This window comes from Mesorhizobium sp. M0496 (assembly GCF_040321205.1).
Classification (GTDB): Bacteria; Pseudomonadota; Alphaproteobacteria; order Rhizobiales; family Rhizobiaceae; genus Mesorhizobium.
The window spans coordinates 41,024-62,953 of record NZ_JAMYRC010000023.1 but is presented as its reverse complement, the minus strand read 5'-3'; the positions used below and the strand labels follow the sequence as shown (position 1 = coordinate 62,953).

Annotated in this window: 21 protein-coding genes, 1 tRNA gene and 1 riboswitch; of the genes, 5 read left to right on the top strand and 17 right to left on the bottom strand. The window is 65.2% G+C overall.

The genetic code is table 11. From position 1 onward, the window contains the following. Position 1 precedes the first annotated feature (1 nt). Positions 2–1,294 (bottom strand): efflux RND transporter periplasmic adaptor subunit, encoded by a 1,293-nt coding sequence (locus NKI73_RS19640; protein WP_352632524.1) that lies wholly within the window; start codon positions 1,292–1,294, stop codon positions 2–4. 101 nt (positions 1,295–1,395) lie between these two features. Here NKI73_RS19640 and NKI73_RS19635 point away from each other — a divergent pair, with 101 nt between their 5' ends. Together NKI73_RS19635 and NKI73_RS19630 are read left to right on the top strand one after the other, a co-directional pair. Beyond that, on the top strand, positions 1,396–2,304 hold the full coding sequence (locus NKI73_RS19635) for a PhzF family phenazine biosynthesis protein (protein ID WP_352632522.1): 909 nt from the start codon (positions 1,396–1,398) through the stop codon (positions 2,302–2,304). A 357-nt stretch (positions 2,305–2,661) separates the two neighbouring features. Then, a tRNA-Lys gene (locus tag NKI73_RS19630) sits at positions 2,662–2,737 on the top strand. 110 nt (positions 2,738–2,847) lie between these two features. Here the strand turns inward: NKI73_RS19630 and NKI73_RS19625 are convergent. The 8 genes from NKI73_RS19625 to cbiE all read right to left on the bottom strand — a co-directional run bounded on the left by NKI73_RS19625 (position 2,848) and on the right by cbiE (position 9,537). Next, complete coding sequence (locus NKI73_RS19625) at positions 2,848–3,135, bottom strand: hypothetical protein (RefSeq protein WP_352632520.1); 288 nt, start codon at positions 3,133–3,135, stop codon at positions 2,848–2,850. Between the two features lie 63 nt (positions 3,136–3,198). Beyond that, positions 3,199–4,209 carry a nicotinate-nucleotide--dimethylbenzimidazole phosphoribosyltransferase gene (cobT, locus tag NKI73_RS19620; RefSeq protein WP_352632518.1) on the bottom strand — a complete coding sequence of 337 codons (1,011 nt, stop codon included), beginning with the start codon at positions 4,207–4,209 and terminating at the stop codon, positions 3,199–3,201. A 37-nt stretch (positions 4,210–4,246) separates the two neighbouring features. After that, a complete protein-coding gene (gene cobS, locus NKI73_RS19615) occupies positions 4,247–5,023 on the bottom strand; it encodes an adenosylcobinamide-GDP ribazoletransferase (protein WP_352632516.1) in 777 nt (258 codons plus the stop codon). A gap of 3 nt (positions 5,024–5,026) precedes the next feature. Further along, complete coding sequence (locus tag NKI73_RS19610) at positions 5,027–6,340, bottom strand: cobyrinic acid a,c-diamide synthase CobB (protein WP_352632514.1); 1,314 nt, start codon at positions 6,338–6,340, stop codon at positions 5,027–5,029. Further along, positions 6,337–7,155 carry a uroporphyrinogen-III C-methyltransferase gene (gene cobA, locus NKI73_RS19605; protein ID WP_352632512.1) on the bottom strand — a complete coding sequence of 273 codons (819 nt, stop codon included), beginning with the start codon at positions 7,153–7,155 and terminating at the stop codon, positions 6,337–6,339. The genes NKI73_RS19610 and cobA overlap by 4 nt, the downstream gene beginning before the upstream one ends. Then, positions 7,152–7,916: a precorrin-4 C(11)-methyltransferase gene (cobM, locus tag NKI73_RS19600; RefSeq protein WP_352632510.1), complete on the bottom strand. Its 765-nt coding sequence runs from the start codon at positions 7,914–7,916 to the stop codon at positions 7,152–7,154. Before cobM ends, cobA begins: the two co-directional genes overlap by 4 nt. After that, positions 7,913–8,299, bottom strand: a complete 387-nt coding sequence (locus NKI73_RS19595) for a cobalamin biosynthesis protein (RefSeq protein WP_352632508.1) — start codon at positions 8,297–8,299, stop codon at positions 7,913–7,915. The genes cobM and NKI73_RS19595 overlap by 4 nt, the downstream gene beginning before the upstream one ends. Next, positions 8,296–9,537, bottom strand: a complete 1,242-nt coding sequence (gene cbiE, locus NKI73_RS19590) for a precorrin-6y C5,15-methyltransferase (decarboxylating) subunit CbiE (RefSeq protein ID WP_352632506.1) — start codon at positions 9,535–9,537, stop codon at positions 8,296–8,298. Before cbiE ends, NKI73_RS19595 begins: the two co-directional genes overlap by 4 nt. A gap of 1 nt (position 9,538) precedes the next feature. Here cbiE and NKI73_RS19585 point away from each other — a divergent pair, with 1 nt between their 5' ends. Next, positions 9,539–10,321, top strand: a complete 783-nt coding sequence (locus NKI73_RS19585; RefSeq protein ID WP_352632504.1) for a cobalt-precorrin-6A reductase — start codon at positions 9,539–9,541, stop codon at positions 10,319–10,321. Here NKI73_RS19585 and NKI73_RS19580 read toward each other — a convergent pair. The 8 genes from NKI73_RS19580 to NKI73_RS19545 all read right to left on the bottom strand — a co-directional run bounded on the left by NKI73_RS19580 (position 10,285) and on the right by NKI73_RS19545 (position 20,669). After that, positions 10,285–11,049, bottom strand: coding sequence for a precorrin-3B C(17)-methyltransferase (locus NKI73_RS19580; protein ID WP_352632502.1), 765 nt, complete (start codon positions 11,047–11,049; stop codon positions 10,285–10,287). The two genes, NKI73_RS19585 and NKI73_RS19580, sit on opposite strands and share 37 nt — an antisense overlap. Continuing rightward, positions 11,046–11,804 (bottom strand): precorrin-2 C(20)-methyltransferase, encoded by a 759-nt coding sequence (locus NKI73_RS19575; RefSeq protein WP_352632501.1) that lies wholly within the window; start codon positions 11,802–11,804, stop codon positions 11,046–11,048. Before NKI73_RS19575 ends, NKI73_RS19580 begins: the two co-directional genes overlap by 4 nt. Next, the gene (locus NKI73_RS19570; protein ID WP_352632499.1) at positions 11,801–12,433 is read right to left on the bottom strand and encodes a precorrin-8X methylmutase; all 633 of its coding nucleotides are present in this window, start codon (positions 12,431–12,433) and stop codon (positions 11,801–11,803) included. Before NKI73_RS19570 ends, NKI73_RS19575 begins: the two co-directional genes overlap by 4 nt. Positions 12,434–12,435: 2 nt before the next feature. Beyond that, positions 12,436–13,953 carry a precorrin-3B synthase gene (cobG, locus tag NKI73_RS19565; RefSeq protein ID WP_352632497.1) on the bottom strand — a complete coding sequence of 506 codons (1,518 nt, stop codon included), beginning with the start codon at positions 13,951–13,953 and terminating at the stop codon, positions 12,436–12,438. Further along, positions 13,950–17,696, bottom strand: a complete 3,747-nt coding sequence (locus NKI73_RS19560; RefSeq protein ID WP_352632495.1) for a cobaltochelatase subunit CobN — start codon at positions 17,694–17,696, stop codon at positions 13,950–13,952. The genes cobG and NKI73_RS19560 overlap by 4 nt, the downstream gene beginning before the upstream one ends. An 18-nt stretch (positions 17,697–17,714) precedes the next feature. After that, positions 17,715–18,767: a cobalamin biosynthesis protein CobW gene (gene cobW, locus NKI73_RS19555; protein ID WP_352632494.1), complete on the bottom strand. Its 1,053-nt coding sequence runs from the start codon at positions 18,765–18,767 to the stop codon at positions 17,715–17,717. Beyond that, on the bottom strand, positions 18,764–19,198 hold the full coding sequence (locus NKI73_RS19550; protein WP_352632492.1) for a DUF1636 family protein: 435 nt from the start codon (positions 19,196–19,198) through the stop codon (positions 18,764–18,766). Before NKI73_RS19550 ends, cobW begins: the two co-directional genes overlap by 4 nt. A 38-nt stretch (positions 19,199–19,236) precedes the next feature. Beyond that, positions 19,237–19,440, bottom strand: a riboswitch (cobalamin riboswitch). A 29-nt stretch (positions 19,441–19,469) separates the two neighbouring features. Continuing rightward, entirely contained in the window at positions 19,470–20,669 is a 1,200-nt protein-coding gene (locus tag NKI73_RS19545) for a winged helix-turn-helix domain-containing protein (protein ID WP_352632490.1), read from the bottom strand. 320 nt (positions 20,670–20,989) lie between these two features. Here NKI73_RS19545 and NKI73_RS19540 point away from each other — a divergent pair, with 320 nt between their 5' ends. Both NKI73_RS19540 and NKI73_RS19535 read left to right on the top strand, forming a co-directional pair. Continuing rightward, positions 20,990–21,355: an NADH-quinone oxidoreductase subunit A gene (locus NKI73_RS19540; RefSeq protein ID WP_010910112.1), complete on the top strand. Its 366-nt coding sequence runs from the start codon at positions 20,990–20,992 to the stop codon at positions 21,353–21,355. Further along, positions 21,346–21,927 carry a NuoB/complex I 20 kDa subunit family protein gene (locus NKI73_RS19535; RefSeq protein ID WP_352632488.1) on the top strand — a complete coding sequence of 194 codons (582 nt, stop codon included), beginning with the start codon at positions 21,346–21,348 and terminating at the stop codon, positions 21,925–21,927. The genes NKI73_RS19540 and NKI73_RS19535 overlap by 10 nt, the downstream gene beginning before the upstream one ends. The last annotated feature ends 3 nt before the right edge of the window (positions 21,928–21,930 follow it).

Sequence of the window (21,930 nt, the reverse complement as noted above, 5' to 3'; positions counted from 1 at the left end):
ATCAGCTCCGCTGCTGTGACGCGGTGATGACCTCTGCACCTTCATCCAGGCCCGAAATGATCTCGGTCAGCTCGCCATCGGTGGAACCGATCTTGACGTTGACCGGGTGCGGACGGCCGTTCTCCAGCACGTACAGCGTGCGCGAGCCATCGGTGGGCACTGTAGCGGCCTGGCGCTGGCGGTTGCCGCCGGGGCGGCCCATGCGGCCGGTGAACAGGTCGCTCAGGCTCCACGCGCGTGCGGCAGGCGACGTGGGCCGATAGCGGAAGGCTGTGGCCGGCACGGTGAGCACACCCTTGGCCTGTTTGGTGACGACCGAAACGGTGGCGGTCATGCCGGGCCGCAGCAACAGCTCGTTATTGTCGACCTCAAGCCGCGCATTGTAGGTGACGACGCCGTCGGTGGTGACCGAGGCATAGGAGATGTCGCGGATCTCGGCATCGAACGGCCGCTCGGGGAAGGCATCCACCGTGAAGCGGGCATGCTGGCCGGATTTGACCGCGCCGATGTCGGCCTCGTCGACTGCCGCCACCAGTTCCATGTTTCTGAGATCGGCGGCGATGATGAACAGTACCGGCGCCTGCAGGGAAGAGGCGACCGTCTGGCCGGGATCGACCGAGCGCGTCAGCACGATGCCGTCGATCGGCGCATAGATGGTGCTGTTGGCAAGGTCGGTCTGCTGCGTTTTCAGATCGGCATTGGCGATGGCGAGATTGGCGGTGGCGCTGTCGAGTGCCGCCTTGGAACGGTCGCGGGTCGCGGTCGCAGCTTCGAGCGACTGGTCGGTCGCCATGCCGCGCTTGGTCAAAGCCGCCGCGCGGACAAGCGCCTTTTCGTTTTCGGCGAGCGTCACCGTGGCGTCCTCGACATTGGCGGCCGCTGCCTTTGCGGATGCCTCCGCGCGTTCGATCTGGACCTGCAGCTTGGCGGTGTCGAGGGCTGCCAGAACGTCGCCCTTCTTGACCTGCTGGTTCTCCTCGACAGACACCGAACGGATTATGCCGGAGAGCTGGCTGGAGATGTCGACCTGGGTGAGCGGCTGCAGCGTGCCGGTCGCCGACACCGCGACGGTGAGGTCGGCCCTGGCGGCAGGCACTGTGGTGTAATCAATCTTGGCCGGCGAGCCGGCATACCACTGATAGGCGCCAAGCCCGGCGGCGAGCACGATCAGCGCCAGCAACGCATAGAGCCAGCCGCGACGACGCGACTTGCGCAGACCCGTCTTGTCGAGCCCGAGCGCCGTCTCGATGGCGGAATCCGATTCCGTCTTTGGCAGATTGACAATCTGGTCCACGCTGGACCCCTATAATGCGTAATGTCCCTATCTGTGCACAGATCAGGCTTACTGGTTCAAATATCAAATTAAATTTCGCCCATGTTGGGATTGAGGCAGGAATGAAAACCAGGAATTACTTGCTTTACGATGTGTTTACGACCGAGCGTCTGGCCGGCAATCCTTTGGCCGTCGTGCTGGACAGCAAGGGATTGGACACGGCCGCGATGCAGGCCATCGCGCGCGAATTCAACCTGTCGGAATCGGTTTTCGTGCTGCCGCCGGACAATCCCAAGCATAAAAACCGTATCCGTATCTTCACGCCCGACTATGAAATGCCGTTCGCTGGCCACCCAACAGTCGGTTCGGCGATCGCGCTGGCCGAACTGGCGGAAGAGGGCGGCGCCGGCATCTTCGTGCTGGAGGAAAACATCGGCCCGGTGCGTTGCGCGGTCAGCAAGCACGATGGCGCGACCTTTGCCGAGTTCGACCTGGCAAAGCTGCCGGAGCCGCTGAAGCTCGAGGCCGATCCGGAGGCGATTGGAGCTGCCCTTGGCCTGGCGCCGCACGAGATCGGCTTCGAGAATCACCGCGTCTCGTTTTGGTCGGCTGGCGTGCCCTACGTCACCATTCCGGTTGCCAATCTCGAGGCGGCGGGGCGAATCCGGCTGGACAACCAGGCCTGGTCGGAACTGGCGCCGCGCAAGAGCGACTGGGCCTTCGCCAGTCCCTATGTCTATTGCCGCGAGACGGTGAACCATGAGAGCGCCTTCCACGTGCGCATGATCGTGCCCGGCACGCCTTCCTATGAGGATCCGGCGACCGGCTCGGCAGCAGCAGCCTTTGCCGGCGCCATCATGCATTTCGACGCGCCGACCGACGGCGTTTCGCAGCTGTGGATCGAGCAGGGGCTGGAGATGGGCCGGCCATCGCGCATCCGCCTCGAACTGACCGTGGAAGGCGGAAAACTGGCCTCGGCGCGCATTGGCGGCAATGCGGTTAAGGTGGCGGAAGGCAGGCTTTTCGTCTGATCGCGCCTTAATGTATCGAGGAAGACCGTCGCTGTTAGCGATCTTTGACCGCCCCCCTCTGTCCTGCCGGACATCTCCCCCTCAAGTGGGGAGATTGGCCGTAACTTCGGATTTCGCCAAACCTCGAATGCAGAAGGAGAGGCGGGACGACGAAGCTTCCGATCTCCCCCCTGGAGGGGGAGATGCCCGGCAGGGCAGAGGGGGGCGCTGTCCCGCCAAAAGAACGTAAGGTTTCGTCCTGCGTCAACGCCCAAAGCGAGGCTCCAGGCGATTTGTCGGGAAATGACTCCGGCAGGGCTGGACAGGACGGATGGTGGCGGCTATATGCCCGCCAACGCCGGTTTTTGCCGGCCGAGTGGGTGCGTAGCTCAGTTGGTAGAGCAGCTGACTCTTAATCAGCGGGTCCACAGTTCAATCCTGTGCGCACCCACCAAATTCTTCAAAGACTTGGTGGAAAGACCCTGAAGGCGGGATGCGTTTGGCGCGTCTCGGGCCAATGGTCTGGCCTCGATGTTTAACCAGCAATGGTGGGCCTCGAGCGATCTAACCGCGTCGAGAAATGCGGCTCAGAAACCTGCCGAATCGAAACGCAATACTTTCTTTCGCGCTTGCAGTTTCGTTGACATCAACTCCATTTTCCCCGCCTGAGAAATCGCTGATGAGCCACCAGAAGAAGACCAGGAAGACAACGAAAATGCCGGTATCGATCGGGCCATGACTTGAATAGCTGCTGTGACGGAGTACAGCGGCGACCGCCCCGGCGATAAACACTGCAGCTGCGGCAGGATGAAGTTTCTTCATCCGCAAGATATATTTGAGAATCCTGGCCATTGGAAGACGCCGGCGACGCTACTTTTCCCGTGGCTTGTATGCCTTGAGCAGGGAATTCGACGATTACTTCTCCGAAACACCCGCCTCGGCAAAGCTCGCCATACGGGTATGGCACTCCAGTGCTGAACGGACGATGTTGACGGCGAGGCAGGCGCCGGAGCCTTCGCCGAGCCGCATGCCGAGATCGAGCAGCGGCGGCAGGCCGAGGGCTTCGAGCAGGCCACGGTGGCCGGATTCTGCCGAAACGTGCGCGGCAATTGTGTGGGCGAGCCCGGTCGGATGCAGCTTGGCCAGCGGAGCTACGGCGGCGGTGCAGACGAAGCCGTCGAGCAGCACAGGTATGCCCAGATGGCGGGCGGCCAGCGTGGCGCCGAAGATGGCGGCGAGTTCGCGTCCGCCAAGCGCGGCAGCGATAGCAAGCGGATCGGCAAGGGCGGAGGCATGGCGCTTCAGGCCGGCTTCGATGGCGACCACCTTGCGCTTGAGGCCGGCGTCGTCGACGCCGGTACCGCGCCCGGTCCATTTTTCCGCGCCACCGCCGAACAGCGCGGCTGAAATGGCGGCGGCTGGCGTGGTGTTGCCGATGCCCATCTCGCCGAAGCAGATAAGATCGAGGTCTTTCGTCACCGCGTCATAGCCGGCCGAGACTGCCGTCAGGAAGGCCTTCTCGTCCATCGCTGGGCCTTGCGTGAAGTCGCCGGTCGGATGGTCGAGATCGAGCGGAATGACATCGAGTTCGGCGCCGGCGATGCGGGCAAGCTGGTTGATGGCGGCGCCTCCTCCGGCGAAATTCGCCACCATCTGCACGGTGACCTCAGAAGGATAGGCCGACACGCCTTGCGCGGTGACGCCGTGGTTGCCGGCGAAGACGAAGACTTTTACGCGGTCGAGCTTCGGCATGTCGCGGCCCTGCCAGCGCGCCAGCCATGCTGCGATCGTCTCCAGCCGCCCGAGGCTGCCCTGCGGCTTGGTCAGCGTGTCCTGACGACGGGCGACCGCATTGGCAGCGGCATCGCTGCCGGCCGGGAGGTCGAGGCAGGCGACGCGCAATTCATCGAGCAATTTGAAGGGCATGGGGCAAAGTCTCCGAAAAGGAATCAGGCCAAAAGGGTCAGGAGAGGGCTACGGAAGCGACGAGCAGCACCGCGATTTCGCCCGCCTGCTGCAAGGCGCCGATCGTGTCGCCGGTCTGGCCACCGATCTGGTTGAGGCAAAGGGCGCGAAAAGCGGCAAACAGCAGGCCAAGCAGGATCAGCGCGAAAACGGCACCTCCCAGCCCGAGCAGGAGCAGCGGGATCGCGCCGAGCACGGCGCCGGCGATGGCGGTTTCCTGCGAAACCGTGCCAGCGTCGGCCGACAGGCCGTCGATCCGCGCCGGCGGCAAGAGATGCATGAAGGCGCCGAGCAGACCGCGTGAGGCCGCGTGTGCGGCCACGAGGGCGAAGAGCGCCTGTGTGGGGTCGACGAGTTGCGAAAGGACGCTCCAGCGGATCAGCAGCGACAGAGCCAGCGCCGCGGCACCATAGGCGCCGATGCGGCTGTCGCGCATGATCTCGAGTTTCTTGCCGCGCGACTTGCCGCCGCCAAAGCCGTCGGCGACGTCGGACAGCCCATCTTCATGCAGGCAGCCGGTGGTGAGCAGGGTAGCCACCAGGGCAAGGGCGGCAGCCGGCCCCATGGCAAGGCCAAGCCGTTCCGCCGTGGCAAAGACGATGGCGCCGATCAGGCCGACGACGAGGCCGGCGACCGGTGCGGCCCAGATCGCCGCGGCAAGGCTGCGGCCGCGAAAATCGAAGGCAGGCAGCGGCAGCCTGGTGAAAAAGACCAGACAAAGTGCGATGTCGTCGACGACCTGACGGGGCGAAAGGATCAAGTTCTTGAGCTTCATGCTCTAGCCCCTCGCAATGGCGTGGAAGAAGGTGCCGCTGACATGGCCGCGTCGATAGCCCGAGGCGCCGATCGGATTGCCTTGGCCGTCGGCTAGGTCGGCCAGCGGCTCGTCGTTACCGGCAGCAAGCATCTGAGCATAGTGGAATTCGTGGCCACGGATCAGGGCGCCCTGTGCGCCCAGCGGACAATCGGCACGCAGCCGCGCTTCGCGATAGCCGAGGTTCATCTTGCGCTTGGCGAAGCTGGTGGAATGGCCGAGCAGGCCGAGCATCGCATGCGTTTCGCCGGAGGCATCCTCCAAAGCGTCGCCAAGCACCATGAAGCCACCGCACTCGCCATGGATTGGCTTTGTCGCTGCGAATCTTGCCATTCCGGCTTTGAAAGTCTCCGCTGCAGCAAGCCGGCCAGCGTGAAGCTCGGGATAGCCGCCGGGCAGCCAGCAGACGTCGCAATCCTCATCGGGTGCTTCGTCGGCGAGCGGCGAGAACGGGACGATTTCGGCACCCGCCTTGCGCCAGTAAGCGGCGACATGCGGATAGAGGAACGTGAAGGCGGCATCCTCGGCCAGCGCGATGCGTTGACCGGGCGGTGCCAGCGCGTCGGCGAAGCCGCCGGGCGCCGGGGTGAGTGGTGTCGCCAGGGCCATGATGGCATCGAGATCGAGCGACTTTTCCGCCATATCGGCAAGCCGGTCGAGATGCGCCATCAGGTCGTCATATTCGCCGGCCTGGACGAGGCCGAGATGTCGCTCGGGCAGGTTCAGCGTGGGGTCGCGCAGGATGGCGCCGACGACTGGCAGGCCGATCGCCTCGATGGCGTCGCCGGACAGCCGGCGGTGCCGCTCGCTGCCCAGCCGGTTGAGCACGACGCCCGCCATGCGCACGTCCGGATCATAGGTGGCAAAACCCTTGGCAACAGCTGCTGCCGTGGTCGACTGGCCGGAGACGTCGAGCACCAGCAGCACCGGGAGGCCGTAGAGCCGCGCCAGGTCGGCCGCCGAACCGGTGCGCCCCGGCGAGGCCGGAATGCCGTCGAACAGGCCCATGGCGCTTTCAAGGATGACGAAATCGGTATCGTCAGCTGCTTGCGAGGCAAGCGCATTGAGCAGCGACGGCGGCATCGCCCAGCTGTCGAGATTGATGCCGGACAGTCCCGTGGCTGCGGTGTGGAAGCCGGGGTCGATATAGTCGGGGCCGGATTTGGCGCCGCGCACTTTCAGGCCGCGCCGGGTCAACGCGCGCAGGATGCCGATGGTGACGCTGGTCTTGCCGGAGCCGGAGCGCGGCGCGCCAATGATGATCGCGCGAGCCGTCATGCGTTCCCCGCCAGTGCCGCGCGCATGGCGACGATGCCGCCGACGACGATCAGCGCCGGCGAGGCAAGGCCGGCGGCGGCTGCTTCCTCGGCAATGGTGGCGAGCGTGGCGACGACAGTTCGCTCCTGCGGTGTCGTTGCGGCGACGATCACCGCCGCCGGCGTCGACGGGGCCAGCCCGCCATCGAGCAGCGCTGCGGCGATCAGCGGCAGATTGGCCATGCCCATATAGACGACGACAGGCTGGCCGGTGCGGGCGATTGCCGCCCAGTCGAGATCGTCATCGGTGCCGGCGGCGTGGCCAGTGGCCAGGATCACAGCCTTGTTGATGCCGCGCATGGTGGCCGGAATGCCGGTGGCGGCCAGCGCGCTGAGGCCCGATGTCAGGCCGGGCAGGACACGGAACGGGATGGCTTCGCGCGCCAGCGCCAAAGCCTCTTCGCCGCCACGGCCGAAAATATAGGGATCGCCGCCCTTCAGCCTGACGACGCGGCGGCCGTCGCGCGCCAGCCGCACCAAAAGGGCGGTGATGTCGTCCTGTTTCATCGACGGTTTGCCGCCGCGCTTGCCGGCAAAGAAAAGCTCGGCATTTTCGGCAACGGCGACGATATCTGATGAGACCAGCGCATCGTAGACCAGAGCATCCGCCTCGGCCAACGCAGCCAGCACTTCCAGGGTCAGGCAGCCGGGGTCGCCGGGGCCGGCCCCAGCCAGCCAGACATGGCCTGGCTCGAGCCGGCGCGGCTTGAAATTCAGCCGGGACAAAGCCTTTTCGAGCGTGGCATTTTCGCCGGTATTTTTGGTGCTGCCGCTCACAATCCGTCCCGTCCGCGAAAACGCCGCTGGTAATGGGCGTCGTACAATGAACTTTCGCCAAAACCTTCCGCCGCCAGCGAGCGGCCGACGAAGATGATCGCCGTGCGCTCCATCGGATTGGCAGCGAGCAGCGCTTCGATGGTCTCCAGCGTGCCGGTCAGCACGCGCTCGTCCGGCCAGGAGGCGCGAAAGACGATCGCCACCGGGCAATCGCCGCCATAATGCGGCGTCAGTTCGGCGACGACGCGATCGATGGCGTGGATGGCCAGATGAATGGCGAGCGTGGCGCCGGTGCGGCCGAAGCCGGCCAGCGTTTCGCCGGGCGGCATCTTCGAGGCGCGGCCGGAGATGCGGGTCAGCACCAGGCTTTGCGCGACTTCGGGAATTGTCAGTTCGCGGCGAAGTGCGGCGGCAGCGGCGGCGAAGGAGGGGACGCCCGGTGTCAGCGTGTAGGGGATGCCATGCTTTTCCAGCCGGCGGATCTGCTCGGCCACGGCGCTCCACACCGAAAGGTCGCCGGAATGCAGGCGGGCGACATCATGGCCGGCCTTGTGCGCCGCGACATACTCGGCTTCGATCTCGTCGAGTGACATCGGCGCGGTGTCGATCAGTTTCGTCCCCGGCGCACAGTGCTGCAGCAATTCGGGCGCGACGATCGAGCCGGCATGAAGGCAGACCGGGCAACTTGCCAAAAGCCTCGCGCCGCGCAGCGTGATGAGGTCGGCCGCACCTGGACCGGCACCGATGAAATGGACGGTCATGGCGCATCTCCGCTGACAGCGATGGCGCAGGTGACGGAGCCGAGCACCGTGCGGGGGCCGAGCAGTCTGGCGCCTTTGCCGGCGACGGCAAGAGCGGATGCCTCGGAAACCGATGGCGTGCCGGCCAGGTCCTGCGAGAGGTCGGAATGGCTGAGCGTATCCGGCGAGGCGGCCTGGAGCGCTGAGTCATCGACGACAATGACTGGAAGACGCAGCGCGCGGCCAGCGGCAGGGATCGCTTCTTCATTCTTCTTCAGCGTGGCAGTCGCCAGCGCCGAAAGAGCCGTCATCGCCAGCCCATGCGCTTCCAGGGCGGTTTCTATCGCGGCAAGCACGTCCCCGACGCTCACGCCTTTTCGGCTGCCGATGCCCGCGACCATCATGGCTTGACCCAGCTCCATTGGGTGACCGGCATGGCCGGCCGCCATGCCTGCATCGAGCCGACGGGCGACGCGCGGGATATCGCGATCCGGGTAAGGTCGCCGCCGAGCGAGACATGGCGGGCGAGAAGCAGGGCTTCCATCTCCAACGTCACCGCATTGGCAACGAGGCGGCCGCCGGCGCGCAGGGCCTTGATGGCAGCGTTCAACACGCCGGCATCGCTGCCGCCGCCGCCGATGAAGATCGCGTCAGGCGTGTCCAGCCTGGCAAGCGCCTTGGGCGCGCTGCCTTCGACCACGACGAGACCGGGAACGCCACAGGCGGTGGCGTTGCGGCCAATGCGGGCGGCGCGGATCGGGTCGGCCTCGATGGCAATGGTGCGCATAGAAGGGTGGGCCAGCATCCATTCGATGCCGATGGACCCGGAGCCGGCGCCGATGTCCCACAGCAATTCGCCACGCCTCGGAGCCAGCGCCGACAGGGTGATCGCACGGATTTCGCGCTTGGTGATCTGGCCGTCATGGTCGAACATATGATCGGCAAGGCCTGATGTGAGCGGCAGCACGCGCGCTTGTGGGCTAGGATCAATTTCGATCGCAAGAACATTGAGCGGATTGATGTTTTCGAGGTCGAAGGCGTCGGCGTGGGCCGTGCGCCGATTCTCGTTTGGCCCGCCCAGCGCCTCCAGGACAGTCAGCCGCGACGCGCCGAAGTCGAGTTCCGTCAGCAGGCGGGCGATTGCCGCAGGGGCTTCGGCATCCGAGGTCAACGCCAGGATACGGGCGTTCGGCTGCAATAGCGGGCGGATCAGGTCGATCGACCGGCCATGCAGCGACACGATCTCGATGTCCTGCAGCGCCCAGCCAAGCCGCGCGGCCGCCAGTGAAACGGCCGACGGGGCGGGAATGACATGCATCTCCTGTGGCTTGACCTTGCGGGCGAGGGTGGCGCCGACGCCGTGGAAGAAGGGATCGCCGGAAGCCAGCACGCAGACGCGCCTGCCGGCGAGTGCCAGCACGTCGGCCATCTCGGCATCGAATGGAACCGGCCAGGGGCGCGCTTCGCCCTTGGCGAAGGAAGCAACAAGCGCCAGGTGCCGCTTGCCGCCGAAGATGATCTCCGCCTGCGCAATCCGCTGCTTGGCCTCGTCGCCGAGACCCGCTAAACCGTCCTCGCCGATGCCGACGATGGTGAGCCATCTTGAGGTGAGCTTGGCGCCGCGCGGACCCTTAGCAGGCATGATGACCCACCGCATTCTGATCCTCGGCGGTACCACGGAAGCCCGGCAACTGGCTGGAAAACTGACCGCGCGCGCCGATCTGTCGATCACGCTGTCGCTGGCCGGGCGCACCGAAAGCCCGGTCGCACAGGGCGTGCCGGTGCGAACCGGAGGCTTTGGCGGCGCCGACGGGCTGGCTGCTTACCTGCGGGAGACGGGCACCGACCTGCTGATCGACGCCACGCACCCGTATGCGGCGCAGATATCCGCCAATGCCGCGCAAGCCGCGCGCGTTGCCGGCGTGCCGATCCTTGCCCTGCGGCGCCCTGGCTGGGAGCCTGTCGAAGGCGACCGCTGGACGCTGGTCGATACGTTTGGCGATGCCGCGCAAGCGCTTGGATCCGCGCCGCGCCGCGTTTTTCTGGCGCTCGGCCGGCAAGAGGTCGCGGCTTTCGAAGCCGCACCCCAGCACCACTATCTCATTCGCAGTGTCGATCCGGTCGAGCCCACGCTGGCCGTGCCTGATGCCGAATATCTGTTGGCCCGTGGCCCGTTTCGCGAGCCCGATGAGCGCGCGCTGCTCGAAAAGCATCGCATCGATGTCGTCGTGTCCAAGAACAGCGGCGGCGCGGCCACCTACGGCAAGATCGCCGCGGCGCGGGCACTTGGCATCGAGGTGGTCATGATCCGACGACCTGATCTGCCGGATGTGCCTTCGGCTGAAACCGTCGAACAGCTCGCCGCGATTGTCGATCAATTTGGGGTCGATCATTTTGTCGAGCCCGCTGCCGAACGCGGCGTGTAGACCAGCGCCGGCTTTTCTGCGCGCCTGATGATCCGGGTTTCCGGCGAACCGATGATGATACAAGTGGCCATGTCGGCCTTTTGCGCGTCGACGTCTGCCAGCAGGTAGACCTCGATACGCTCGTCCGGGCGGCCGGCGGCGCGGCCGAAAATCACCGGTGTGGTTCCCGGCAGGATCGCGGTCAGGCATTCAAAGGCGCGGCCGAGCTGCCAGGGCCGTGCCTTGCTGATCGGGTTGTAGAGCGCGATGACGAAGCCGGCGCCGGCCGCCGCCAGCAGGCGCAATTCGATCAGTTCCCACGGCTTCAGATTGTCGGACAGCGAGATGGCACAGAAATCATGGCCGAGCGGCGCGCCGATGCGGGCGGCGACAGCCAGCATGGCGGTGATGCCGGGCACGACAGCGACATCGACCGTGCGCCATTCGGACGGGCCGGCCTCGATCGCCTCGCAGACGGCGGCCGCCATGGCGAACACGCCGGGATCGCCACCAGAGACGACGGCGACATCGTGGCCTTCGGCGGCTTTGGCCAGTGCGTCCTTGGAGCGGGCAAGTTCCTCGCGATTGTCGGAAGCGACGCGGGTCTGGTCCGGCCGTAGCTCGAGCCGGTCGAGATAGGGTTTGTAGCCGTAGAAGAATTTGGCCTCGGCGATAGCGCGGCTGGCTTCCAGCGTGACCTGATCGGCATTGCCAGGGCCAAGGCCGATGACGGTGAGACGGCCACTCATGCTTCGCCTCCCAAGATGCCGGGGCGGCCCGACCAGCCGGCGACCAGTACGATGGCGAAATAGGGCGCCTTGTCGTCTTGTTTGTCGGCAAGCTTCATGGACACACTGCCAGCCATGGTGCCGCGCTCCACGTAGACGGCGCGCGTCAGCTTGCCGGTCGCTTCCAGCGCCCGCCTGATCTTGGGCAGGTTGCGGCCGACCTTCATGATGACGGCGGCATCGGTGTCGGCCAGCCGGCGTGTCAGCTCGAACTCGCTCATCGTGCCCGGCAGAACCGTCAGCACGTCGTCGCCCTGGACGATCGGAACACCAGTCTGCGACCAGCAGCCGGACATGGCGGTGATTCCGGGAATGACTTCGGTCGGGAAGCGATGAGCCAGTCGCACATGCAGATGCATGTAGGAGCCGTAGAAAAGCGGGTCGCCTTCCGACAGCACGGCAACCATTTTGCCTGCCTGAAGGTGTTCGGCGACCTTCGCGGCGGACTCCTCGTAGAAGGCCGTGATCTGCGACCGGTAGTCGTCATGATCCTTGTCGATTTCGGTGGTGACGGGATAGAGCAGCGGCAGCTCCGTCATTTCGGGCCGAAACTGCGCTTCGACGATGGCGCGCGCGTTGCTGTTGTTGCCGCGCTTGGCGAAATAGGCCACGACATCGGCCTCGGCCAAGGCCCGCGCGGCCTTCAGGGTCAGCAGTTCGGGGTCGCCGGGACCGGTGCCGACGCCGAAGAGACGACCTTTGACAAGCGCGTTCACAGGCCCGGCCTCGCCAATGAATTGAGCGCTGCGGCAGTCATGGCGCTGCCGCCAAGCCGGCCGCGGACGATGGCGTAGGGCACGCCATAGGAATTCTCGGCCAAAGCATCCTTGGATTCGGCCGCACCGACGAAGCCGACCGGCATGCCTATGATGGCCGCCGGCTTCGGCGCGCCGTCGCGCAGTTTTTCCAGGAGATAAAACAGTGCGGTCGGTGCATTGCCAATGGCGACCACCGAACCAGCCATGCGGTCGCCCCACAGCTCGATCGCGGCGGCCGAACGGGTGTTTCCGATCTCCTTGGCGATGTCGTGCGTGCGCGGGTTGCGCAAGGTGCAGATCACCTCGTTGCCGGCCGGCAACCGGGCGCGGGTGACGCCATGCGAGACCATTTCCGCGTCGCAGAAAATCGGTGCGCCAGCCGCCAAAGCGGCGCGCGCGGCGGCAACGAAATTGGCGGAGAAGACGAAATGGCTTGATGCTTCGACCTGGCCGCAGGCATGGATCATGCGGACGGCGACATCGGCCTCGGCTTCGGAGAAGCGCGACAGATCAGCTTCGGCGCGGATGATGGCGAAGGAGCGTTCGTAGATCGCCGTGCCGTCATGGATATAGTCGTAGGCGGCCATGCTCATTCCTGTTGGTAAGTTCGGGCCTGTTGGTAAGTTCGGGCCTGTCGGTAAGCTTCGGCGATAGCGACCGGCCCGAGCCTTGTCAGGCAAGCGGCGGCGGTTTCGCCTTGATATCGTGCGCTGCGGATCATTGCCGCGACGCGGCCGATGCCGCGCGCGGCGTCATAGCCCGGCCTGTAGCCGGCAGGAAGGGCCTTTGCCGTCGCGTTCACGACAAGTCCGGCTCCGTTTTCGCCGCCGACCAGAGTGAGGGCTGCCTTGCCTGGATGGGCGCAGCCCTTGGCGCAGCCGGAAACGTGCAGGGTGAAGTCGAGGATGTCAGCGTTTTCAGCGGCGATCGTCTCGGCAATGTCGCGCGTGGCGATCCGCCCGGAGGCGCAGGCCGGCGTGCCAGGACAAGCGGCAATGCGCGTGCGTGGGTCGGCGGAGGAGGTGACGAAGCCGAGGGTGGCGGCGGCGTCTTGGAGGGGCTGGCTGGCAGCTGCTGGTTGGCCGAGGAGAAGCAAGGCGCGGCCGGGGGCGAGGCGGATTTCGGCTGTGCCGAGAGCGAGAGCGCTTTGGGCGAGGTCGATGATCTTCTCTGCCGGCATGCTGCCGTAGGGGAGGGCGATGCCGAGGGCGATGGCGGCGTTGAGATTGAAAAGGCCAATTGGCCGGTGATTGCGCTCTACGACGCCCCCCTCTGTCCTGCCGGACATCTCCCCCACAAGGGGGGAGATGTCGCCCTTGTCTCCGCTTTCGCCAATCTCAAACGATGCGAGAGGGGGCGAAGCGCCGAAGCGGCCGATCTCCCCACCTGTGGGGGAGATGTCCGGCAGGACAGAGGGGGGCGCCACAGAATGCCAACCTTCGAGAGATATTAATTGCCTCTCCGACAAATCCCTTGCATGCGCCTCGCGACCTTTTTCGGCGACCATCCTCAGTGCAGCGACGGCGATGTCTCTCGCGGTATCCGCATCGACTTTTGCCAACACCTTCGCGTTTCGGCCGTCGCCGGCAACCGATACGCTCCAAACGATGTCGTTGTCGGCTCGCACCGCCTTCAGCCTGATATCGGCCGTCACCGAATCCAGCCCAAGCTGCCCGCCGCCGTCGACAATGACCGAAACCTTCGGCCCCAGCCTTGCCGTCAGCCCAGCCTCTTCGACCGCCACCCTGATCCGCTCCGCCAGCGGCCGGGGATCGGCTACCTCCTGCGGATCGATGCCGGCCAGCGGCCCAGTCTCTACAGGCACGCCGGTGCGCACCGCAATGCCCAGAGCGTCGACCTCTGTTGCCAGCAGAGGCGCGCTTTCCGCCGTCAGCCCGCGTATCTGCAGGCTGCCGCGCGCTGTCACTTCCATGATGCCGTTGCCATGCCGCAAAGCGGATTCGGCTATCCCGATCAGAAGCTTGGGCGACAATCCTCCAGAAGATAGACCTTCCGCGACCGGGTTGAGCCGCACCAGCAGGCCATCGCCGGTTTGCATCGGTGCCGACAGGGCCGGGCAGGCACCGCGGCGTGAGAAGGCGTTCATGCCGCCACCCCCAGCGCTTCTGCCTCAGCAATCAGGGCAGCGAGGTCGTCGTCGATGGAATTGCGCAGGGGATGCCAGAGGCCACGCCGGCGCGCGGACAGGAAGCGTTCGGCGATGACTTTCGCAGCGGCGGGGTTCTCGCGCAGGATGAAGGCGCGAACAGCCGGATTGCCGAGATAGGCGTCATGCACGGCCTCGATCAGCGTGCCCGATATCGCATGCGTGGTTTCGGCAAAGCCAACCAGCCGGTCGACGGTTTCGGCAAATTCGGAGGCGCCGCGCGGGCCGTGGCGCATCTGGCCTGCAATGAAGCGTGGATTGACGGCGCGGGCTCGAACCACGCGCGATACGGCCTCGCCGACTGAGCGCGGCTTCGGCTTTTGCGGGTCCGTGGTGTCGAGCACGATGACGTCGGCATTCCTGCCAAGCGCCGCCAGGGCTGCCGAAAAGCCGCCGATGAAGGCGACGTCGGCGGAGCCTTCGAGGATGTCTCGGCCGGGGTCGTCGCCGGTGTGGACGAGAAGATCGGCCTCGGCGATGCGGCCCTCGAAGGCGCCGGGCGCGGAGACGCCTTCGCCCTCTGCGCCGCCATAGGCGTGCGATGTTGCGTCGAGATAGGCGCGGCCGATTTCTTCGCGCGCCGCCCAGTCGCCGGAGGACAGGAGATACTCGACGCCGGCGCCGTACGTGCCGGGCGAGGTGCCGAAGATTCGCGGGCTGACCTTGCCGTCAGTGCGGGTCCTCGCCGCGAGCGGGTTTTCCGAATCGTCCTCGTCGCGGGCGGCAACGGCGTTGGCGGCGGCATCGATCAGCGCGATCTGGGTCGGGAACATGTCGCGGAACAGGCCGGAGATACGCCAGGTGACGTCGACGCGCGGCCGGCCGAGCGTGGCCGGCGGCAGAACTTCGATGCCGGTGATACGGCCGGTCGCAGAATCCCATTGCGGCCGGCAGCCCATCAGCGCCAACCCTTGCGCGATCTCTTCGCCGCCGGTGCGCAGCGACGCCGAACCCCAGAGGTCGATGACCAGCGAGCGCGGCCAGTCGCCATGCGACTGCATATAGCCGCGCACGACTTCTTCGGCCGCCACCCTGCCGAGATCATAGGCGGTCGGCGTCGGCATGGTGCGCGGGTCCGACGTGAAGAGGTTGCGGCCGGTGGGCAGGACGTCGGAACGGCCGCGCGCGGGCGCGCCTGCCGGACCGGCCTTGATGTGGCGGCCATCGAGCGCCGCAAGTAGCGCCGTCTTCTCGGCGTCAGCGCTTTGGCGACGCATGGCGTCGGGCTCCTCATCGGGGGCGCGACCGTAGATATGCAATCCGTCCTTGATGGCGAAATCCTTGAGGTCGCAGAGCCAGGCGTCAATGCGGCGCAACGCTTCATCGGGCGCGTCGGTTCTGGCGACGCCGGCTTCGGAAGCGAGGCCGGTCTTTTGCGCGGTTTCGACGATCAGCTTGGCCAGACGGTCGCGGCGGCGGCGGTCGAGCCCGTCGGCCTGGGCGTATTCGTCGACCAACCGTTCCAGCTTGTGCTGGTTCTCGTCCAGCCCTGCGCCGGTAAGCGGAGGCGGCAGATGGCCAAGGGTGACGGCGGCAATGCGCCGCTTGGCCTGCGCCGCTTCGCCGGGGTTGGAGACAATGAAGGGATAGATTACGGGCAGGGGACCGGTGACGATCTCGGGAAAGCAGTTTTCCGAAAGCGCGACCGTCTTGCCCGGCAGCCATTCCAGCGTGCCATGCGCGCCGACATGGACCAGCGCGTGGATGCCCAGCAATTTGCGCAGCCATAGGCCGAAGGCGATCAGCGCATGGCGCGGCGGTAGCGTCGGGTCGTGGTAGTCGGCGCGGCGGTCGGCGGAGCGGCCGCGATCGGGGGCAAGTGCCACGGTGACGTTGCCGAAGGTGGCGGCACGGAAGGGGAAGTGTTTCTTGCTTGATAGCGAAGGTTTGCGCGAGGCGCCCCCCTCTGTCCTGCCGGACATCTCCCCCACAAGGAGGGAGATTGAGCGGTCATCTGCGCTTTCGCCAATCTCAAACGTTGCAGGAAGGGAGCCGGCAACTGAACCGCCAATCTCCCCCCAAGTGGGGGAGATGTCCGGCAGGACAGAGGGGGGCGCCTCGCGCAAACCTGTCTCTTCTGCCTTGCCCCATGCAGCTTCTACGGCAGCGATAGCCGCAACCGGCAGGCTCTTGGAGAAGTCGAGATAGTCATCCAGCCCCAGCCCATCATTGCTCCGCGCCAGCAAATCCAGCAACCGACGCGGCGTCTCCGGAATCCCGTCAACACCATAGCCCTGTTCCCTCAGGTCATGCAGCATCGCGAGCACGCTGGACGGCACGTCGAGGCCGACGGCATAGCCGGTGCGGCCGGGGGCGCTCGGATAATCCGGGATCAGGATGGTGAGCTTGCGCCCCGCGCGTGGCGTCTGCTGCAGGCGGATGAAGGCCGCGACACGGTCAGCCACCTGCGCCACACGATCCGCTTCCGGCCGGTTGGCGAAGGCGCGGTGGCCAAGTGCCGGGTCGATCTCGCTCTCACCCTTGAAGGAAATTGCGCCGGCGAGGATGCGGCCGTCCAACTCGGGCAGCACGACATGCATTGCGAGGTCGGCGGGCGCCAGGCCGCGCTGGTTGTTTTCCCAGATATCGCGGCGGGTGGTGGCGACGATGACCTGGAAGACAGGCACGCCGGCGCGGTCGAACAAGGTTTCGATGCCGGGCTCCGCGCCGGATGCGAAAGCGGTCGCGGTGATGATGGCGGCGGGTTTTAGGGAGGCGAGCGCTGTTTCGACAAAGGCGAGTGACGTTGGGTCTTTGAGGCTGGAGACGAAGATAGGGACCGGGAGTAGACCACGCTGCCGCAGCGCCTCAAAAAGCGCATCGATGGGCGCGACATCGGCGGCCAGCAGCATCGAACGGTAGAACAGGATGGGCACGACTGGGGCGTTGACGTTGTCAACGTCGAGTTCCGTCACACCCCCCTCTGTCCTGCCGGACATCTCCCCCGCAAGGGGGGAGATTGCTCTGTCATCGGCGGTTTCGCCAATTGTCGAGGTTGTAGATGCCTCAGCGAGAGAAGCGCCGGCTTTGATGAAATCCGATCTCCCCCCTTGCGGGGGAGATGTCCGGCAGGACAGAGGGGGGTGTGAAGGAACGCCAACATTCGATGCGTCCGCCTTCTCCACGACTCCGCGTGCGGGCTCGTAAAACCCAGCCTTCGGGACCGCGACCGGCTCGACGACAGGCTCATCCTGTCCCGCCAGCCGCGCCAACCTTTGCACCAGCGCGCTCATATTCGCCGGGCCGCCCTCGCGGAAATAATCGAGCAGGCCGTCAAGCTCCTCGCGCGGCAGCGTCGAGGCTTCGATCAGCCTTAGGTCCTCGTCATGGCTCTCGCCGGGCAGCAGAGCCAGTTTTATGCCGCGTTCGCGAGCGATCGAGGCAAGCTGGTCGCAGCCGTAGCGCCACCAGTCGTAGCCGCCGAGGATGCGGACGAGGATGATCTTGGCGTGGCGGGCGACGCTGTCGACCCAGAGGTCGACGGACATGGGATGGCGCAGATCACGCAGGGCGGCCAGCCGCATCGAGGGCAGCCGGCCGGCGTCGGCCTTCCACGCGGCCGCAAGGCCGGCGAGGTCGCTGTCGGTGAAGGACAGGGCCACGATATCCGCCGGCGTCTGCCGCAGATCGACCGGCTCGGCGAGATCGTCGAGCGAGGCGGATGTCGTGGTTAGGATGTGCATCGCAACCCGTGTCCGAAATCAGCCGGCAAGTATACGCTCGATCGCCGGGCGGTTCAGCCCCTTGAGGCCGATGACAACGAGGCGCGAGCGGCGGTCGTCCTGCGCCGTCCAGGCGCGATCATAGTAGTGGTTGACGCGCGGCCCGACGGCCTGCAGCAAGAGCCGCATCGGCTTGCCGCCGACCTCGACGAAGCCCTTTACGCGCAGCACGTTCTCTTCTTCGGCGGCGGCGGCGACGCGCTTTGCAAGCTCATCGGGATTGGCGATCGAGGCAATGTCGACGATGAACGTGTCGAAGTCGTCATGCTCATGGTCGAAGGCGCCGTCATGATGGGACTTGCGGTTTTCGATGTCGTCCTCGACTGCGAGACCGAGCCCGAGCAGTACGGAAGGATCGACCTTGCCATGCGACGTCGGCACGATCTTCACCGCGCGGGCGGAGTGTTCGCCAATGATGGCGTTGGCGCGGGCAGTGCCGGCGGCGTCCATCAGGTCGCTTTTGGACAGGATGATCAGGTCGGCGCAGGCGATCTGATCCTCGAACACCTCCTCGACCGGATCGTCGTGGTCGAGCGTCTCATCCTGAGCGCGCTGCGCCTGCAAGGCGTCCATGTCGTTGGCGACGCGTCCTTCGGCCAATGCCGGCCCGTCGACCACGGCAATGACGCCATCGACGGTGACGCGGCTCTTCACGCTCGGCCACTGGAAAGCCTGGACCAGCGGCTTGGGCAAAGCCAGGCCGGAAGTCTCGATCAGGATGTGGTCGACCTTTGGCGTCAGCGACAGGATCTGGTCGAGCGCCGGGACGAAATCATCGGCGACGGTGCAGCAGATGCAGCCATTGGCCAGTTCGACGATGTTTTCCTCCGGACAGGTGTCGATGCCGCAGCCTTTCAGGATCTCGCCGTCGATGCCGATGTCGCCGAATTCGTTGACGATGATGGCAATGCGCTTGCCGCCGGCGTTTTCCAGGAGATGGCGGACCAGCGTCGTCTTGCCGGCGCCGAGGAAACCGGTGACGACGGTGCAGGGAACGCGGGAGAGGTTGGCAGACGAATCTGGAGCGGTCATTTCAAGTCCTTCAACAGGTCGAGCGGAGGGATGCGGGCAACAAGGCCGCGCTTCAGGCTATCGGGACGGCCGCGCCATGGAATGAGACCGTCCGTCGAGGTGGCGAAGAGTTTTGCGCCGGTGACGAGATCGCTGCCGCTGGTCGTGGTCAGATCGCCAAAGACGTAGCTCCAGCAACCGTCGCGCAGGATGGCGGCGCTGAGACGGCGCTTGCAATTGCCGAGGCATTCAACGCTGCGGATGCGAATATTGTCGCCCGATGCGGCGCGGCGCGTGTCGTCCGCCAGCAGTTCGCCGGCGCGGGGATGGGCGTCGGAGCCGGTTTCATCGCGGCAGGAGGCGCAGACGATGACGGTGACGCCGGCCAACGCATCATCATGGCCGGACGAAACATCCGCTGTGCCAGCCGAAAAACTGCTGTCATGGTCCAAAGATCGTGCTCCTTGCCCGGAAACCCGCCGGGCGATCGGATTCTTAGTCGCAGACGGCAGGTCTCCTGGCTCGCGGGTCATCGCCTTGGGTAGCCGCCTTCCCGGGAACTCCCAGTGGCTTTCGGCCTTGGCTCTTCGCTTACAGTTGCGGGGACAGCCGCGGATTTGGGATTTCGTCCCGCACCGCATTCCCTCTTGGCTCCTCTCGTTGAAGAGAAGAGACCGTCTGTATCGGATTTAGGCTTTTGCAGGCGGCGGTGTCAACGCGAGCTTACGACACGGTCAGGTCGGCCAACGCCGGACCCAAGTCACCGGCCGGGGTCACCTCGATGCGTTCGAGGCCGAGCCAGCCCTGCATCTGCTTCAGTTCCTGGTAGAGCTGAGCGGCAGTCTGTGGCGGCGCTTTGGGCTCGGCATAGGCCGCATGGACGCGCAGGATGCCGGCAGGCCGGTCGGCCTTCAGATCGACGCGCGCCACGATCCTGTCGCCGAGCAGGAACGGCAGGACATAATAGCCGTATTGCCGCTTGTCGGCCGACGTGTAGATCTCGATGCGGTAGTGGAAATCGAACAGCCGCTCCGTGCGCGACCGCTCGAAGACGACCGGATCGAACGGCGCCATCAGGGCGCGGGCCTCGATCTTGCGCGGCACACGGGCGTCTCTATGAAGATAAGCCGGCTTGTCCCAACCTTCGACGCGCACCGGCAGCAACTCGCCTGTTTCAACCAGTTCCTCCAGCCGGCCTTTCATATCGGCCGGCGACAGGCGGAAATAATCGCGCAAATCGCCTGATGTCGCGATGCCGTGGGCACGGGCGGAAATGCGCAGCAATTCACGGTGCGCGTCCTCGGCGGCGGGAATCGGTAGATCGAGGATCGCCTGCGGCAGCACGCGCTCGGGCAGGTCATAGAAGCGCTCGAAACCACGACGGTGCGCCGTGGTGATGCGACCGGCCCAGAACAGCCATTCGAAGGCATGCTTGGCATGGCTCCAGCCCCACCAACCACCCGAGCCCTTCTGGCCCTCGAGCGCGGAGGCGGCGATCGGGCCACGCTCGGCGACCTGGCGGTAGATCTCTTCGATATAGGCTGCGTGCTCGCGGCCCCATTTGGCGAGACCCAGATACATCTCGTCGCCGCGCTCGGCGCGTTGCATGCGCCAACGCATCAGCGGGTAAGTCTCGACCGGCAGAAAGGAAGCCTCGTGCGCCCAATATTCGAACACCGTGCGCTTGCGCGTGACCGCGGCATTGTCGAGCAAAGCGAACGGGTAGGGGCCAAGGCGCGAATAGAGCGGCATATAATGAGCGCGCACCACCGCGCTGACGGAATCGATCTGCAGCAGGCCGGTGCGGGCCAATACGCGGGCGAAGTGCCGGCGGTTCGGTGTGCCGGTCGGGCGGGGATCGAGAAACCCTTGGGCGGCAAGCGCAATGCGCCGGGCCATGGGGAGCGAGATCTTTTCCTTCATGCAGGCGTCACTCTGAGGGCGATTTGATGGGTGATTCCGGTTCATGCTAGCAGGGTTTTGGCGGCAACCATGTCAGGAGAGAAAAGTGGAGTAAAAAGCGAAGGAAATCAAACAGGAGCGGATCGGACCAGTTTGCCGCGATATGCCGTCCAGCACTGTGTTTTGAACAAGGTTTGACTTGCTTCGCTGGAAGTGCTGCGCTAACCCTCGCCGCGTTGCAGCATAGGCCCTTAAAACGGTTCAGCGGTTAAACTGTCACGCTTCCGCATTAGGGTCCGGTGCTGTAATCAACGTGGATTGGCGCCAACGGAAAGCCGAGTATGAACGCACTTCTAAGTTCGTATCTGCCCATCGTCCTGTTCATCGGCGTGGCGCTGGTTGTCGGCCTGGCGCTGCTGGCCGCACCCTTCCTGGTGGCTTACCGCAACCCCGATCCCGAAAAGCTTTCCGCCTACGAGTGCGGTTTCAACTCGTTCGACGACGCCCGCATGAAATTCGACATCCGCTTCTACCTGGTGTCGATCCTGTTCATCATCTTCGACCTGGAAGTAGCCTTCCTGTTCCCGTGGGCGGTGTCGTTCTCGAAGATCGGCATGCTCGGCTTCTGGTCGATGATGGTATTTTTGGCGGTGCTGACCATCGGCTTTGCCTATGAATGGAAAAAAGGAGCGCTGGAATGGGATTGAACGACAGTTCAGGCACCCTCGTCGCGCCGAAGCCCAAAGGTATCATCGATCCCAACACCGGCAGGCCGGTGGGGCAGGACGATCCCTTCTTCCTCGAAATCAACAACGAGCTGGCCGACAAGGGCTTTCTCGTCACCTCGACGGAAGCGCTGATCACCTGGGCACGCAGCGGTTCGCTGATGTTCATGACATTTGGTCTCGCCTGTTGCGCGGTGGAGATGATCCACACCTCGATGCCGCGCTATGACAGCGAGCGCTTCGGTGTCGCGCCGCGCGCGTCTCCGCGCCAGTCCGACATCATGATCGTCGCCGGCACGCTGACCAACAAGATGGCGCCCGCGTTGCGCAAGGTCTACGACCAGATGCCGGAACCGCGCTACGTCATCTCGATGGGCTCCTGCGCCAATGGCGGCGGCTACTACCACTATTCCTATTCGGTGGTGCGTGGCTGCGACCGCATCGTGCCGGTCGACATCTATGTGCCCGGCTGCCCGCCGAGCGCCGAAGCGCTGCTTTACGGCATTCTTCTCTTGCAGAAGAAGATCCGCCGCACCGGCACGATCGAACGGTAAATC